The sequence below is a fragment of the Haloglomus litoreum genome (assembly GCF_029338515.1).
In the GTDB taxonomy this organism is placed as follows: domain Archaea; phylum Halobacteriota; class Halobacteria; order Halobacteriales; family Haloarculaceae; genus Haloglomus; species Haloglomus litoreum.
In genome coordinates this window covers 3205516-3219447 of the sequence record NZ_CP119988.1, presented here as the reverse complement: position 1 = coordinate 3219447, position 13932 = coordinate 3205516, and the positions used below count along the sequence as shown (strand labels likewise).

Below are 13932 nucleotides of genomic sequence, written 5' to 3'. Positions count from 1 at the left end.
TCCTCGACCTCACGCCTCTGGCGACGGATAGCGCCCGCGGCTGGTCTCCGTGGCTCCGTCCACGGTCACCCAGCCGTCCTGTGGCCCGGTGACGTTGAAGTCGATGCGGTCGACGTAGCTGTTCCCCGACCAGCCCCCCTCGAACCACTCGTTGGTCCCCTCGAGCAGGACGCTCCCGGCGACGCTCACGTCCGCGTCGCTCTCGTACGAGAGGTAGACGGGGGCGTCGTAGGCGAAGCAGACCATGGATTCCTGCGCCGGTAGTTCGCAGTCGGCGAGTTCGCGGGTCACCGCGTCGTCGGCGTACAGCGTCGGTGACGCGCCGAGTGGCGCCTGCGTCTCGATGGGGTAGTCGGCGCGCTGGTCGGCGCTCAGGCCCACGCCCCGGCGGTCGATCTTCTGGTGGTCCGGGTTCGTGGGGTCGTACTCGCTGGCGGGGATGCGCTCACGCCGGCCCATATCGCCCTCCACGACGAACCGGTAGTAGCGCGGTTCGACCCTCACCTCGTCGGCGGTCAACTCCAGCATCGGCCCGCGGTCGGTGTCGATCAGTTCCGCGTCGAACACCCCCTCGACGGTTCCGTTCCCGGTGAGCGTCGTCACGTTGTACGTCGTGTCGCCGCCCTGCTGGGCCACGGGGAGGCGGATGGTCACGTCCGAGACGTTGCCGTTCAGGTCCACGCCGAGCGAGTAGTAGTGATGGCTGGAGTAGCTGTCCGGGTTCGGCGCGAGGAACGAACAGCCGGCGGTGAGGGCGAGACAGACGACCAGGAGGGTGGTGGCGCGGTGAGTCATGGGAGACTGCGGTGGCTGGGTCGACACGAGCGGACGACAAATGGCTTGTCCCGCGCCACGTCGGTTATGTCGGTCGGTGGCGTCCGGGGGGTATGGATTCCGAGGGTGTCACCCTGTACGTCGCGACGAGCGTCGACGGTTACATCGCCGACGCGGACGGCGGCGTCGGTTGGCTCGACGAAATCGCGGAGGACGCTCCGGCCGACGAGGTGAGTAGTTACGAGGCCTTCTTCGAGACGGTCGACTGTCTCGTGATGGGCTCGCGGACGTACGAGCAGATACTCGGGTTCGGCGAGTGGCCGTACGGTGACCGTCCGACGTACGTGACGACCGGGCGCGACCTCCCGCTGGCGACGGACCAGGTCGAGCTGGTCGACCGCGCCCTCGCCCCCCTCGTCGACGACCTCGGAGAGCGCCACGGCCACGTCTGGCTGGTCGGTGGCGCGGCCCTGGCGCAGGCGTTCCTCCGCGAGGGACTCGTCGACGAACTCCGGCTCGCGCTCGTCCCGACGGTCCTCGGGGACGGGATCGGGCTGTTCGACGGGGAGACGGGCGCTCACGACCTGACGCTCCTCGACTCGAGCAGGTACGCCGCGGGCCTCGTCGAGGTCCGGTATGCGGTCTCCGGGTGACGGGCGGGCAACAGAACAGGCACCGAGTCTCCCCGGCGCTGGTGGTCCTCTGGACCGCTGTCCGACCGCCGTGCCGACGGCGCCACACCGGAGCAATAATATTTAATTATCTCGCGGCTGTCGTTGCTGACGTGAGCCAGTCGACCGACACCCCGAGCGACCGTGCCGACGACGACGAGTCGTCGGACCCGGTCGCCGCGCACGTCCACGCCGAGGCCCATCCGCGGGGGAGCGAGGCCGAGGCGGCAGCGGCGCGGGACGTGGGCGGCTACGACGCCGTGCTGGCGGCCGTGCCGGCGCCGCTGGCGCTGGGTGCAGTCGTCGCGCTGGTCTCCTCGCTGTCGGTCACACTGACGCTGGGTGTTGCGAGTCTGATCTCGGCAGGAATCGTCGGCTGGGCGCTGTTCTCCGCGTCGCCGGTCTGAGCGGTCACCGCGCGAGCGGGGGTCGGGACGGTCGGTCGCGAGTCGTTACGACGCGTGGTCCGGGACGCCCTCGGGCGAGCGCAGCACCTGCAGTGCGGCCCCGGCCGCGAGCTCCGAGGCGAGGTCCCCGGTCAGGTCCTCCGGATCGAGCTGGACCGTCACGACCTGGCCCACCGGCGGCCGGACCGCGACGGTCGCGCTGAGGCCGTTGGCACCGTCGGTCACCTCGCCGCCGACGACGAAGTCGTCCGTGAGCAGCGAGCGCGTCGAGGCTGTCACCGACGCGAGGTCGCGCCGGAGGGAGCGCCGCTGGGCGCTCGTCGTCTCCTCGTCCTCGGCCCCCGCGTACGGCGTGTTTCCGTGCATTGATTGAACGGCCCGGACGTTGTGGTGGCCCCCGCATAAACCCGTCGGCGGCGCCCGCGATGTGGACATCCGGCCAGGGGTCCGGCAGAGCCTGCCCCGGGGAAGCACGCGCCGTCACGGCGCCCAGGCCGACCACGGCGTGGCACGACCGTCGGTCGCGAACGGCCACCGGGAGGTGGACGTGCTACTCGATGATCTCGCCGACCGCGAAGTTCGACTTGACCTCGGTGATCTCGATCTTGACGCGCTCGCCGACCTCGGCACCGGGGACGATGATGACGTAGCCGCGCTCGACGCGCGCGATACCGTCGCCCTGCTTGCCCAGGTCCTCGACCTCGACGTAGCGGATCTCGCCGCGCTCGACCGGCGGCTGGGGCTCGTCGGGCGCCGTCGACGGTTCCGAGGTATCCTCGACCTCGGTGGTCCCCTCCCCCTCGGTGCTGATGAGTGCGACCCGATAGGTCTCGCCCGCCTCGACCGCACCCGTGTCGACCTCGCGCCGTGGCACCTCCACGACGAACCGGTCGTCCTCGGCCTCGACATCCGCGTTGAACAGACAGAGCAACTTGTCGGAGATCTCCATGAGAGTTCTACGTTCGCATGCCAGCGGGCGCGTATTCAACCTACCGCCGGAATCCCGCCACCTGCCGCCGGAATCCCGCCACCGTATCGCGGGACATCGTCCCGGAGGTGAGTTCGTGCGTTCCGTCTTCGACCCACGTGGACGGTGTCGATAGGGGGTGGTCCCACCAGGTCGTTCGAGGCACTGGAGACTGGAAGGAACGGGCCGGATGGCCCCAGGGGCTTTCAACAATCCCTCGTCGGTGTCGCCCTCCCGCTCCGTACCACTCGAACCGGGATCGACGCACGCTCACTCCACCGACGGTCCCCGGCGCCCGGCGGCTCGCGGGCGAGACGCTTACGGGTGTCGGACCCGTGGGATGACGTGTGAACAACTCGCGGCTCCTGCTGGGGATGACCGCCGTGTTCGCGGGGCTGGCAGCCCTGATGGTCGTCCTGGCAGCCGTGTTCAGGGATCCGGTGCCGCTGTTCGTGGCGGCGGCGTTCGGCGGCGCGAGCTACCTCTTCTGGTACCAGGGGAGCGGGAAGCTCCGGACCTCGCTGTACGAGCGCGTCGAGCGGCGCGCCCGCGCCAACAGCGGCCGTGAGCGTCGTGGCCGCGCCGACGGTGGCCGCGGGCAGCGTGGTGGAGGCCGCCGGGCCAGCGCCGGGTTCGGCGCCGGTCCCCGCGAGGAGTGGACGCCGCCCGGGGGCCGGGAACGATGGGAGTACCGCTACCAGCAGCGCGGCCCGGGGGGGACCCGCGGCCGGGCCGGTGGCCAGGTCGCGGCCCGCGACGGGCCGACGGACGGCGAGGCGTACGCCACGCTCGGGCTGGAACCCGGGGCCGACGAGACCGACGTGAAGCGGGCCTACCGCCGGCTCGTCAAGGAGACGCATCCGGACACCGAGGACGGCGACGAGGAGGCGTTCAAGGAGGTCACGGAGGCCTACGAGCACCTCACGGACTGAAGGCGGCTCCGGCCGTTCCTGGCCCATCGATCCGTGGATTCGGTCCCCGCCACGGGCGCGTCTCGGGGAGAGGCAACCCGACGGTGGGCAGGGAGTGCGGGCGTCGCCGTCCGTGAGAGCACACAGCTTTTTCCCCACGTCCGGCATCGGGTCGACATCGATGAATCCGGAGTCGCCGTGGCAGCCCGTCGCACTGTACCTCGCCCTGACGGTCGGCCTCGCGTGGCTGCTCTGGACAGCGGGGGCGCTCCTCCTTCCGGACCTGCTCGTCGCCTTCGTCCTGCTCGGGGCGTGGGTGCCCTCGATTGTGGCGGTCGGCCTGACGTACCGTGACCAGGGTCGCAGTGGGGTGAGCCGGCTGCTTCGTCGCCTCCTCCGGTGGCGTGTCGGGCCCGTCTGGTACGCGGTCGCGCTGTTCGGGATCCCGGCGATGGTCGGCCTCGCCGCCGGCGTCCAGCTCCTCCTGGGTGGGAGCGTTCCGGCACCGACGTTCCCGGCCGACCTCCCCGGGCGACAGGAGTACCTCCTCCTGCCGGTCGTCTTCCTCGTGAACATCGTCGTCGGGGGGCCGCTGGCCGAGGAGGTCGGCTGGCGTGGCTACCTCCAGCCGCTACTGGCAGGGTCGGTGGGGACGCTGCCGGCGGGCCTCGGGGTGGGCCTCGTGTGGGGGCTCTGGCATCTCCCGTTCTTTGTCCTCCCGGGGGGCGAGGCAATCATCGGTGACCTGCCGCTCGTCTGGTTCGTCCCCCTGGTGACCGGCTGGTCGGTGCTCTTCGCGTGGGTCGTGACGCGGACCGAGAGCCTCCTGCTGGCGGTGCTGCTCCATGCCTCGATCAACACGACGCTGGGGACGCTGGGCATCCTCGACGGGCCGACCCGCCTGCGGGCGCTCGCCGTCGTCGTGACCGCGGTCGTCGTGGCCGGCCTCTTCATCACGGTCGATCGCTCGCCGAGGTCGGTGTGATCGACACCGGCCCGGATCACTCGTTCTCCCCGTCCGCCCACCCGAACGCGTGAGGGCTTCCCGTGCGGCGATTCGAGCCGTCTCCGCCCCCGTGGGACTGTGCGTCCGCCGGCGCTGGACTCGCAGCCGCCCTCACGAGGCCGCTCTCTGGACCCGGTATATCTCGGTAGTGGGTGGTCCCTTGCTGTTAGTACCGGAACAATTCTATTATCGGGGACACAGTACGACAGGGGCGGCGGCGACACGGGAATCGAGAAGGTATTTACCCCCGTAGGGACAGCCCCATGGTATGAAGGCAGTCGTCATCGCGGCGGGCGAGGGGACGCGGCTCCGCCCGTTGACCGAGGACAAACCGAAGGGGCTGGTGGAGGTCGACGGGAAACCGATCCTGACGCACTGCTTCGACCGCCTGGTCGAGCTCGACGCCGACGAGCTGCTGGTCGTGGTCGGGTACAAGAAGGAACAGATCATCAGCCACTACGGCGACACGTACGAGGGCGTGCCCATCACGTACTGCCACCAGCGCGAGCCGCTGGGCATCGCGCACGCGCTCCTGACGACCGAGGAGCACATCGACGACGATTTCATGATGATGCTGGGGGACAACATCTTCGAGGCGAACCTCCAGGACGTCGTCAACCGCCAGCAGGAGGACCGCGCGGACGCCGCCTTCCTCGTCGAGGAGGTGCCCTGGGAGGAGGCCTCGCGCTACGGGGTCTGTGACACGAACGACTACGGCGAGATCGTCGACGTGGTCGAGAAACCCGACGAGCCGCCCTCGAACCTGGTGATGACGGGCTTCTACACGTTCACGCCGGCCATCTTCCACGCCTGCCACCTCGTCCAGCCCTCCGGGCGCGACGAGTACGAGATCAGCGACGCCATCGACCTGCTCATCAAGTCCGGCCGGACCATCGACGCCATCCGGATGGAGGGCTGGCGCATCGACGTTGGCTACCCGGAGGACCGCGACGAGGCCGAACGCCGCCTGCAGGAGGGGTACGAGGCCGAGGCGACGGCCGAGGAAGCGGAAGCGACGGAGTAGCGAGAGGGAGCAGTCGAAACGCTGTTTACTCAACTGACCCAGGTGGCCACCTCGCCGACCGATTCCTCAACGAGGGCCACGACGTGACCCACAAGTAGCGCAACAAGTATCCCTCCTGGCCCTGTACCTCTCGATATGGCAACGCAGGGACCACCGGAGGAGACGAAGGTGAGCGACAGCGGGGTCGTCACGGTCCCCGCGAGCATCCGCCAGCGGCTCGACATCGAACCCGGCGACAAGCTTCGGTGGAACACCGACGACCAGGGCAATCTCACGGTCGAAATCGTCCGCGAGCGCTACGGCGCCTTCGAGGATTTCGAGCCCGTCTCGATGGGCGGCGGCGGGTCGGACACGCACGACCTCGCCGGCCACGGAGACGACGCGGCGTTCACGGAGGATTCGTAGATGCCCGCCGCGCTGGTCGACACCGGGGTCCTCATCGGCGCCGCCGACGCCGACGACCGACACCACGACTCGGCCAGCGACATCATCCGGGCTATCGACCGCGGCGACCTCCCGACGGGCCGGGTGACGAACTACGTCGTGCTGGAGGCGCTGAACTGGATTCACGAGCGCAAGCGCCATGCCACTGCCGTCGACTTCTACACCCGTCTCACCGAGTCGGCAGGGTTCGAGATCGTTCACTGCGCACAGAAGGACTACCACCGGGCCACCGACCTGTTCGAAACCTACGACACCCCTGCATTCGGTGACGCCACCATCGCCGCGTACATGGACCGTACCGGTATCGAGTACCTCTACACCTTCGACCGCGAGGACTTCGGACCCTTCGATTGGGTGACCGGGCTCGAAACCGCCGACAACCCGTTCGTGTAAGCAACCCAGGACTGAACCCGTGGGCATCTCCCGTGTGTACCCGTGAGACCGGTCCCGACACCTTTGTACCCCGCCCCCGACGACACCGTCCCATGCAGATCCTCGTGACGGGCGGTGCGGGCTTCATCGGTGGCCACCTCGCCGAGCGGTTCCTCGCCGAGGGCCACGACGTGACCGTGCTCGACGCGATGCACCCGTACTACGACCTGGGCATCAAGGAGCGGGCCGTCGAGGTCCACCGCGAGACCGCCGCCGACGCCGGGACCGACTACGAGTTCGTCGAGGGCGACGTGCGCGACGAGGCCCTCGTGACCGACCTCGTCGGCGACGCCGACTACGTCTACCACCAGGCCGGCCGTGCGGGCGTCCGCGACAGTGTCGCCGAGCCCCGCGTCTACGACGAGGTGAACGTCGACGGGACGCTCAACGTCCTCGACGCGGCCCGCGAGAGCGACATCGAGCGGGTCGTGATGGCCTCCTCCTCGTCGGTGTACGGCGTCCCGGAGTACCTCCCCTACGACGAGGTCCACCCGACGACGCCCGTCTCCCCGTACGGCGCCTCCAAACTGGCCGCCGAGCGCTACCTCTGTGCCTACAGCGAGGTGTACGACCTCCCCGCGGTCGCGCTGCGCTACTTCACCGTCTACGGGCCGCGGATGCGCCCGAACATGGCCATCACGAACTTCGTCTCGCGCTGTACGAACGGCGAGCCCCCCGTCATCTACGGTGACGGCACGCAGACCCGCGATTTCACCTACATCGACGACGTGGTCGAGGCGAACCTGTCGCTGCTGGAGACCGATGCCGCGGACGGCGAGGCCGTCAACATCGGCTCGACAGACAACATCGAGATCCGCGAACTCGCGGGGGTCATCCGCGACGAGATCGACCCCTCGCTGGAGTTCGAGTTCGATGAGCGCCACGACGCCGACGCCGAGCACACTCACGCCGACGTGAGCAAGGCGGGCGACCTCCTGGGCTACGAGCCCACCCACGACATCCGCGAGGGCGTCCGGGAGTTCGTCGGCTGGTACCGCGAGAATCGGGACTGGTACGAGCCGCTGGTGCGGGCGTCCTGACAGCGACCGGCCCACACGGGCGCGTCTGACGCTCCCGTTGCACTTATCGGCCGTCGTACCGGAGCCACGAGCGATGACAACGGGGTGGCGGTACCGTATCGCCGGCGTCGGCGGGACCATCGTGCTGGTGGTCGCCGCCGTCGTCGCCGCCAACCTCCCGTTCGTGCAGTCGCTACTCCGGGCGATCCCCGTCATCGGGAACCTGCCGATCGAGCCCGCGACCGGGCTGGAGCTGGCGGGGGAGACGGTGACGACGGCGGTCGTCGTGCTGGCGGCGCTGGGGCCGCTGCTCAAACCGCGGTCCCGCCGGATCCTGGATACGGCCTCGATGGCCGCCGAGCGAACGCTGCTCGCGACCGTGACGCTCGCGGCCGTGGGCTACTTCGACTACACCTACCGCCTGCCCCGGGTGACGCTGCTGTTCACGACGTGGGTCCTGCTGGTCGGCCTGCCCGTGTGGTTCGTCGCCATCCGGCGGCGCCCCCGCGAGGTGGGCGGACGCACCATCCTGGTCGGTGACGACCCGGCCGCGATGGCCGACATCCTCGACGCGGTGCGGGAGTCCGTCCTGGGGTACGTCTCGCCCCCGGGAACGGCGCGGGAGCTGGCAGTGGCTGCCGACCCCGAGATCGAGACCGCGCTCGGGCTGACCGACGGCGGCGGCGGTCGTCTGGCCGACCTCCCGTCGCTGGGCGGCCTCTCCCGGCTGGACGAGGTGCTCGTCGAACACGACGTCGACGCCGTGGTGCTGGCGTTCGCCGAACCCGACCGTGCGGAGTTCTTCGGCGCGCTGGATACGTGCTACGAGCACGGCGTGGCCGCGAAGGTCCACCGCCAGCACGCCGACAGCGTCCTGACCAGCGGCTTCGGACAGGGCGAACTGGTCGACGTGGAGCTCGAGCCCTGGGACCCGCAGGACCACTTCCTCAAGCGCGCGTTCGACATCGCGTTCGCGAGCATCGGGCTGCTGGTGCTCTCGCCCGTGATGCTCGCCATCACGCTGGCCATCAAGCTGGACGACGGGGGGAGTGTGCTGTACCGGCAGGAGCGGACCGCGGCCTTTGGCGACACGTTCGACGTGTTCAAGTTCCGCTCGATGCGCGAGACCCGTGCCGACGACACCGAACCGGTGGCCGACGAGGGGAACGACCGCATCACGCGCGTGGGCTGGTTCATCCGCCGCACCCACCTGGACGAGTTACCCCAGCTCTGGTCCATCCTCGTCGGTGACATGAGCGTCGTCGGACCGCGTGCGACGTGGACCGGCGAGGAGACCCACCTGGAGGCCAAAGCGGAGGACTGGCGCAAGCGCTGGTTCGTCAAGCCCGGCCTGACGGGACTGGCACAGATCAACGGCGCGACGAGCCTCGACCCGGAGACCAAGCTCCGGTACGACGTGGAGTACATCCGACGCCAGAGCTTCTGGTTCGACCTGAAGATCGTCACGCGGCAGGTGTGGATGGTGGTCATCGACCTCGCCAGAACGGTCGTCGGTCGGCCCCCGGAGACCGAGTGACGGCTTCCTCGACCTCGTCGCCACCCGGGCCCGGGCGACACCGGACCGTTGATGTGGCCGCCCGGGCCACCCCGGAGTGATGCGTATCCTCCGCGTCGCACAGAAGGTCTACCCGGACGTGACGGGGGGCGGACCGTACCACGTCCACGCGATGTCGCGCGACCAGGCGGCGCGGGGCCACGACGTGACCGTCCTGACCGTCGGCGAGCGGGGCGAGGCCGAGCGGGACGGTTACCGGGTCGTCCGCCGGCCGGCCACCGTCTCGGCGCTCGGGAACGACATCTCGGTCGGCGTGGCCCGCTATCTGCGCCGGCACGCCGACGCGTTCGACGTGGTCCACGCGCACTCGCACCTGTACTTCTCGACGAACCTCGCGGCCGTCGCCCGGCGGCTCGGCGGGCCGCCGCTGGCGATGACGAACCACGGGCTCTACTCCCAGACCGCCCCCGAGGCCGTCTTCGATGCCTACCTCCGGACGGCCGGCCGGTGGACGTTCGACCAGAGCGAGGTGGTGTTCTGCTACACCGAGGCGGACCGCGAGCGGCTCCGCGGGGTCGGCGTCAGCGCACCCGTCGAGGTCGTCCCGAACGGGATCGACACGTCCCGGTTCACGCCGGACGGCCCGACGAGCGAGCGCGTACCCGACGGCGAGCCGGTGGTCCTGTTCGTCGGTCGGCTCGTCGAGGGGAAGCGCCCGGCCGACGCCGTGGCCGCGCTGGACCGGCTCCGCGGGACCCACCCCGACGCGCGGCTGGTCGTCTGTGGCGACGGCCCGCTACGCGAGGCACTCGACGCGGATATCGCCGAACGCGGGCTGGGCGACGCCGTCACCGTCCTCGGGCACGTCCCCTACGACGAGATGCCCGCGGTGTACCGGGCTGCGGACGCGCTCGTGCTCCCCTCGCGTGCGGAGGGACTCCCCCGGACCGTGCTGGAGGCGCTCGCCTCCGGCGTCCCGGCGGTCGTCAGCGACCTCGAACAGGTCGCCCCCGTCGTCGAGGGGGTCGGGCGGGCCGTCCCTGTGGGCGACGTCGAGGGGTTCGCGACCGGGCTACGTGCGGTCCTCGACGGGACCGAGCGTGAGCCACGGACGGCGGTCGTCGAGGAACACGACTGGGCGAGCACGGTCGCGCAGACGACGGCCGCGCTCGAGCACATCGCCGACCGCAACGGCTAACGGCGTCGGCGCGAGTCGGTCGGGTATGGACCTGCGGAAGACGGTTCGGGGGTCGGCCCTCTACCGGGCGGTCGCGACGCTCCGGGAGTGGGTAGCGGACAGTGCGGCCGTCTCGCTCGCCACGAACGAGCGCGTCCAGCAGGCCGTCGTCGGCGTGGTGCTGCTGGTGAGCGTGGTCTCGGTGCTGCGTTCGAGCATGAACGCGTCGGTGAAGTTCCTCAGTTTCGTCGCGCTGTTCGCCGTGACGGCGGCGCTGGTCTGGTCAGTCGCCGACCCGCTCGGGCGCGGGCGTGCTGTCGACGACGATGTCGAGTCCGACCGCTCCGAGGAGTAGCGTCGCCCATCGCTCGATCGTCGGGGTCGCGAGGACACACAGCAGGAACGTGAACGGCACGCGGTGCCGAACCGTCGTCCCGAAGTTCGTGTCGACGAGGCCGTAGCCGACGACACCGAGGACGTACGCCGCGAGCAGCAGGACGAGGACGGCGAGGTCGCGCTCGCACTCGCGGGCCGACCGGTAGGCCGCGACCGTGAGGACGATGAGGACGGGGAGCAGCAGGGCCGAGACCACGTCGAACGCGGAGGTGGCGTGAAGCGGGAACGGGGCGTACTGGAAGTACAGCGCCCGTGCGGGGGCGGCGAGGACGACATCGAGACCGGTCTCGTAGCTGAAGCCGTCGAGATAGATGGCGCCGCCGACGGCCCGACGCTGCAGGCGCTCCGCGAACGGCGCGACGGGGAGCCTCGGAACGAGGAACGGCAGGGCGACGACCCCCGGAACCGCCGCGAGGGCGACGAGCCCGCGGAGCGTCACCGGCCGCTCGGCCACCACATCGATGGCCTTCACCACGGCGCCGGCCACGCCACCAGCCAGGAGGATGGCCCCCAGCTCGGGCCGGAGGAGACTCAATGCACCCCACAGCGGAATCCCGAGGACGACCGGCCACGTCTCCCCGTCGTAGGCCCGGGCGACCGCGGCGAGCAGGCTGAAGAACAGCAGGACGCCGAGCGCATCCCGCATCGGGATCGTCAGGAAGACGAACGGGAGCGGGAGGAACAGGACGGTCGCGACGAGGCCACGAGTCGTCGACAGCCCGGGATAGAGCCGCCGTGCGAGGTCGGCCGCCGGAAGGGCGACCAGCACGGCACAGAGCCCGTTGAACACCGCGACGACGGTCGGGTCGGGCCCGAAGACGCTGTAGAGGACCGCCTGGAGTCCGGCGAAGGAGTTGATGGTCGGGTTCGTCGGTGGCAACTCGCCGCTCAGGATGAGTGTCGCCCGGTAGTGGAACCGCCCGATATCCCAGGCGTAGGGGAGCCGTGGCAGCACGAGGGCGCCGAACGCCGCGTGCCCGAGGAGCGCGACGGTTCCGGCGCCGGCGTACCAGCGGTTCCCGACCCACCGGGCGACGGCGAGGAAGACCGCGAGGACCACGGCCGTCGCCGCGAGGACCGCGACCGTCTCCTGAGGCGTCATCTACCCGACGTGCGTCACCACTGGGCGATATATCCGACGGTCGCCGGACGGACATCGCCGCTCACCGGCTGGCGGTGGCGGCGTCTCAGCCGTCGAGACCGAGCGGGACGCCCTCCTCGCGGAGGCGACGCTCCCAGCGGCCGTAGACGTAGACGCTCCAGAGGAACTTCGCGTGGTCGGCCCGACCCTCGCGGTGGGCGTCGAACACCTCACGCACCGCCCCCCGGTCGAGGAACGGCGCACGGATGGACTCGAGTGCCCCGCGGAAGTCGCCGGCGAGCGGTCCCGTCAGCCACTCGCCGACGGGCATATCGAACCCCTGCTTGCCGCGCTGTCGGATGCGCTCGGGGAGCACGTCGTCGAACGCCCGTCGGAGGACGCGTTTCTGCTCGCGGGCGGTGATCTTCTGCCCGGTCGGGAGCGAGAGGGCGTACTCGACGACCGCTCTATCCAGGAACGGCACGCGGACCTCCAGCGAGGAGTACATCCCCGCGAGGTCGACCTTGTGGAGCATCTGGTTGGGGAGCCCGAAGCGGGTGTCGACGGCGAGCATCCGGCCGAACGCGTCGCCCCCGGGGAGCATCCGGCGGGCGTCGCGGTGGGCGTCCTCGAGGTCCGCCCGGGCCCGGCGCTCCGGGTCGAGCGGCGCCACGGCACGGGCAGCGTCGGCGTCGGGGAGCCGGAGCCACGCGAGGTGCCGCGCCACCGGGTCCGGCTCGGAGCCGCGCCGGAACTTCCGTGCCTGGCGCCCGAGTTCGCCGACGCGGCTCGTCCGGTCGACGGGCGCGGCCCCGAGCAGGCGGTCGACCGCGCCGCGGACCGGCCCGGGCAGCGCCCGGTAGTACGTCGAGAGGTGCTCTCCGCGGTACTTGCTGTAGCCGGCGAACAGTTCGTCCGCGCCGTCACCCGAGAGCGCGACCGTCACGTCGCGCGCGGTCTCGCGGGCGACCACGCTCGTCGGGATCAGCGACGGGTCCGCGAACGGCTCGCCGAGGCGGTCCAGCACGCCCGGGATGGTCTCCCGGACGTCGTCGGGCGTGACCGTGTACTCGTGGTGGTCGGTGTCGTGGTGGTCGGCGACCTCGCGAGCCGCCCAGGACTCGTCGAACCGGGCCTCGTCGAAGCCGACCGTGAACGTCCGGACCGGCTCGTCCAGCAGGTCGGCCATCGTCCCGACGACGATGCTGGAGTCCAGCCCGCCCGAGAGGAACGCGCCGAGCGGCACGTCACTCATCAGCCGCCGCTCGACCGCGCGCTCGACGCGACGCCGGAGTTCGGTCGCGGCCGTGTCGATGGAGGGATCGCGCGGCTCGATGCTCGGCCTGTAGTAGCGTCGCCGGTCGACCGAGAGCGAGCCCTCGTCGCGGCCACCGTCCGCGCACTCGACGACGGCGAGTTCGCCGGGCCGGAGCTTGCGAACGTTCCGGAACGCGGTCCGTGGCGCCGGGGCGAAGCCGAGGCAGAAGTACGTCCCGAGCGCGGCGCGGTCCAGGCCCCCGAGGTCGATGTCGGGCTCGAACAGCGCCGGGAGTTCCGAAGCGAACGCCAGCCGGTCACCGTCGCGGGCGAGGACGAGCGGCTTGATGCCCATCCGGTCGCGGGCGAGGACGAGGCGCTCGCGGTCGGTGTCCCACAGCGCGAACGCGAACATCCCGTCGAGCCGCTCGACGAACGATGGCCCGTGCTCCTCGTACAGGTGGACCAGCACCTCCGTGTCGGCGTCCGTCCGGAAGGTGTGGCTGCTCGCGAGTTCGTCGCGGAGCTCGCGGTGGTTGTAGATCTCGCCGTTGAACACGACCGCCACGGAGCGGTCCTCGTTGAACATCGGCTGCTGGCCGGACTCGGGGTCGATGATGGAGAGCCGACGGTGTGCGAGTGCGACCGGTTCGTCGACGTGGATGCCGGCGTCGTCGGGGCCCCGATGGGCCAGGCAGTCGTTCATCCGCCGAAGGGCGTCCTCGTCGGGGAGCGAGGAGGGATCGAGGACGCCGGCGATGCCGCACATGGGTCGTCGGAAGCAGGGGGGCCGGGAGAAGGTTACTGTCCCGGGGCGTCGTCGCGGCGACTCCGAAGGCCTTTGCCTGCC

At 70.4% G+C, this 13932-nt stretch carries 16 protein-coding genes; 11 read left to right on the top strand and 5 right to left on the bottom strand.

What is annotated here, in order from left to right:
* Nucleotides 1-9 precede the first annotated feature (9 nt).
* Complete coding sequence (locus P2T62_RS16090) at nucleotides 10-795, bottom strand: hypothetical protein (RefSeq protein WP_276258087.1); 786 nt, start codon at nucleotides 793-795, stop codon at nucleotides 10-12.
* Nucleotides 796-887: 92 nt separating this feature from the next.
* On the opposite strand from P2T62_RS16090, the gene P2T62_RS16085 reads away from it, so the two are divergent.
* Nucleotides 888-1427: a dihydrofolate reductase family protein gene (locus P2T62_RS16085; RefSeq protein WP_276258086.1), complete on the top strand. Its 540-nt coding sequence runs from the start codon at nucleotides 888-890 to the stop codon at nucleotides 1425-1427.
* A gap of 131 nt (nucleotides 1428-1558) precedes the next feature.
* Nucleotides 1559-1852, top strand: coding sequence for a DUF8015 family protein (locus P2T62_RS16080; RefSeq protein ID WP_276258085.1), 294 nt, complete (start codon nucleotides 1559-1561; stop codon nucleotides 1850-1852).
* A 45-nt stretch (nucleotides 1853-1897) separates the two neighbouring features.
* On the opposite strand, the gene P2T62_RS16075 is transcribed toward P2T62_RS16080, so the two are convergent.
* Nucleotides 1898-2218: a DUF5811 family protein gene (locus P2T62_RS16075; RefSeq protein WP_276258084.1), complete on the bottom strand. Its 321-nt coding sequence runs from the start codon at nucleotides 2216-2218 to the stop codon at nucleotides 1898-1900.
* Between the two features lie 184 nt (nucleotides 2219-2402).
* A complete protein-coding gene (locus tag P2T62_RS16070; RefSeq protein ID WP_276258083.1) occupies nucleotides 2403-2801 on the bottom strand; it encodes a TRAM domain-containing protein in 399 nt (132 codons plus the stop codon).
* Nucleotides 2802-3166: 365 nt separating this feature from the next.
* Here P2T62_RS16070 and P2T62_RS16065 point away from each other — a divergent pair, with 365 nt between their 5' ends.
* The 9 genes from P2T62_RS16065 to P2T62_RS16025 all read left to right on the top strand — a co-directional run bounded on the left by P2T62_RS16065 (nucleotide 3167) and on the right by P2T62_RS16025 (nucleotide 10703).
* Nucleotides 3167-3751, top strand: coding sequence for a J domain-containing protein (locus tag P2T62_RS16065; protein ID WP_276258082.1), 585 nt, complete (start codon nucleotides 3167-3169; stop codon nucleotides 3749-3751).
* A gap of 160 nt (nucleotides 3752-3911) precedes the next feature.
* Entirely contained in the window at nucleotides 3912-4715 is an 804-nt protein-coding gene (locus tag P2T62_RS16060; protein WP_276258081.1) for a type II CAAX endopeptidase family protein, read from the top strand.
* A gap of 289 nt (nucleotides 4716-5004) precedes the next feature.
* Complete coding sequence (aglF, locus tag P2T62_RS16055) at nucleotides 5005-5760, top strand: UTP--glucose-1-phosphate uridylyltransferase AglF (RefSeq protein WP_276258080.1); 756 nt, start codon at nucleotides 5005-5007, stop codon at nucleotides 5758-5760.
* Between the two features lie 135 nt (nucleotides 5761-5895).
* Entirely contained in the window at nucleotides 5896-6165 is a 270-nt protein-coding gene (locus P2T62_RS16050; protein ID WP_276258079.1) for an AbrB/MazE/SpoVT family DNA-binding domain-containing protein, read from the top strand.
* A complete protein-coding gene (locus P2T62_RS16045; RefSeq protein ID WP_276258078.1) occupies nucleotides 6166-6597 on the top strand; it encodes a type II toxin-antitoxin system VapC family toxin in 432 nt (143 codons plus the stop codon).
* A gap of 92 nt (nucleotides 6598-6689) precedes the next feature.
* Nucleotides 6690-7676, top strand: coding sequence for an NAD-dependent epimerase/dehydratase family protein (locus P2T62_RS16040; RefSeq protein ID WP_276258077.1), 987 nt, complete (start codon nucleotides 6690-6692; stop codon nucleotides 7674-7676).
* A 73-nt stretch (nucleotides 7677-7749) separates the two neighbouring features.
* Nucleotides 7750-9192 (top strand): sugar transferase, encoded by a 1443-nt coding sequence (locus tag P2T62_RS16035; protein WP_276258076.1) that lies wholly within the window; start codon nucleotides 7750-7752, stop codon nucleotides 9190-9192.
* Nucleotides 9193-9271: 79 nt separating this feature from the next.
* Nucleotides 9272-10369, top strand: a complete 1098-nt coding sequence (locus tag P2T62_RS16030; protein ID WP_276258075.1) for a glycosyltransferase family 4 protein — start codon at nucleotides 9272-9274, stop codon at nucleotides 10367-10369.
* Nucleotides 10370-10394: 25 nt separating this feature from the next.
* The gene (locus P2T62_RS16025; protein WP_276258074.1) at nucleotides 10395-10703 is read left to right on the top strand and encodes a hypothetical protein; all 309 of its coding nucleotides are present in this window, start codon (nucleotides 10395-10397) and stop codon (nucleotides 10701-10703) included.
* Here the strand turns inward: P2T62_RS16025 and P2T62_RS16020 are convergent.
* A complete protein-coding gene (locus P2T62_RS16020) occupies nucleotides 10632-11846 on the bottom strand; it encodes a hypothetical protein (RefSeq protein ID WP_276258073.1) in 1215 nt (404 codons plus the stop codon). The genes P2T62_RS16025 and P2T62_RS16020 overlap by 72 nt on opposite strands.
* A gap of 85 nt (nucleotides 11847-11931) precedes the next feature.
* A complete protein-coding gene (asnB, locus tag P2T62_RS16015; RefSeq protein WP_276258072.1) occupies nucleotides 11932-13851 on the bottom strand; it encodes an asparagine synthase (glutamine-hydrolyzing) in 1920 nt (639 codons plus the stop codon).
* Nucleotides 13852-13932 lie beyond the last annotated feature (81 nt).

What these genes read in the sequence shown, in the direction of transcription:
- P2T62_RS16070 (WP_276258083.1), bottom strand. Translation starts at nt 2,801, where the DNA reads ATGGAGATCTCCGACAAGTTGCTCTGTCTGTTCAACGCGGATGTCGAG.
- P2T62_RS16020 (WP_276258073.1), bottom strand. Translation starts at nt 11,846, where the DNA reads ATGACGCCTCAGGAGACGGTCGCGGTCCTCGCGGCGACGGCCGTGGTC.
- P2T62_RS16075 (WP_276258084.1), bottom strand. Translation starts at nt 2,218, where the DNA reads ATGCACGGAAACACGCCGTACGCGGGGGCCGAGGACGAGGAGACGACG.
- aglF (WP_276258080.1), top strand. Translation starts at nt 5,005, where the DNA reads ATGAAGGCAGTCGTCATCGCGGCGGGCGAGGGGACGCGGCTCCGCCCG.
- P2T62_RS16090 (WP_276258087.1), bottom strand. Translation starts at nt 795, where the DNA reads ATGACTCACCGCGCCACCACCCTCCTGGTCGTCTGTCTCGCCCTCACC.
- P2T62_RS16040 (WP_276258077.1), top strand. Translation starts at nt 6,690, where the DNA reads ATGCAGATCCTCGTGACGGGCGGTGCGGGCTTCATCGGTGGCCACCTC.
- P2T62_RS16025 (WP_276258074.1), top strand. Translation starts at nt 10,395, where the DNA reads ATGGACCTGCGGAAGACGGTTCGGGGGTCGGCCCTCTACCGGGCGGTC.
- P2T62_RS16045 (WP_276258078.1), top strand. Translation starts at nt 6,166, where the DNA reads ATGCCCGCCGCGCTGGTCGACACCGGGGTCCTCATCGGCGCCGCCGAC.
- P2T62_RS16050 (WP_276258079.1), top strand. Translation starts at nt 5,896, where the DNA reads ATGGCAACGCAGGGACCACCGGAGGAGACGAAGGTGAGCGACAGCGGG.
- P2T62_RS16035 (WP_276258076.1), top strand. Translation starts at nt 7,750, where the DNA reads ATGACAACGGGGTGGCGGTACCGTATCGCCGGCGTCGGCGGGACCATC.
- P2T62_RS16085 (WP_276258086.1), top strand. Translation starts at nt 888, where the DNA reads ATGGATTCCGAGGGTGTCACCCTGTACGTCGCGACGAGCGTCGACGGT.
- asnB (WP_276258072.1), bottom strand. Translation starts at nt 13,851, where the DNA reads ATGTGCGGCATCGCCGGCGTCCTCGATCCCTCCTCGCTCCCCGACGAG.
- P2T62_RS16060 (WP_276258081.1), top strand. Translation starts at nt 3,912, where the DNA reads ATGAATCCGGAGTCGCCGTGGCAGCCCGTCGCACTGTACCTCGCCCTG.
- P2T62_RS16030 (WP_276258075.1), top strand. Translation starts at nt 9,272, where the DNA reads ATGCGTATCCTCCGCGTCGCACAGAAGGTCTACCCGGACGTGACGGGG.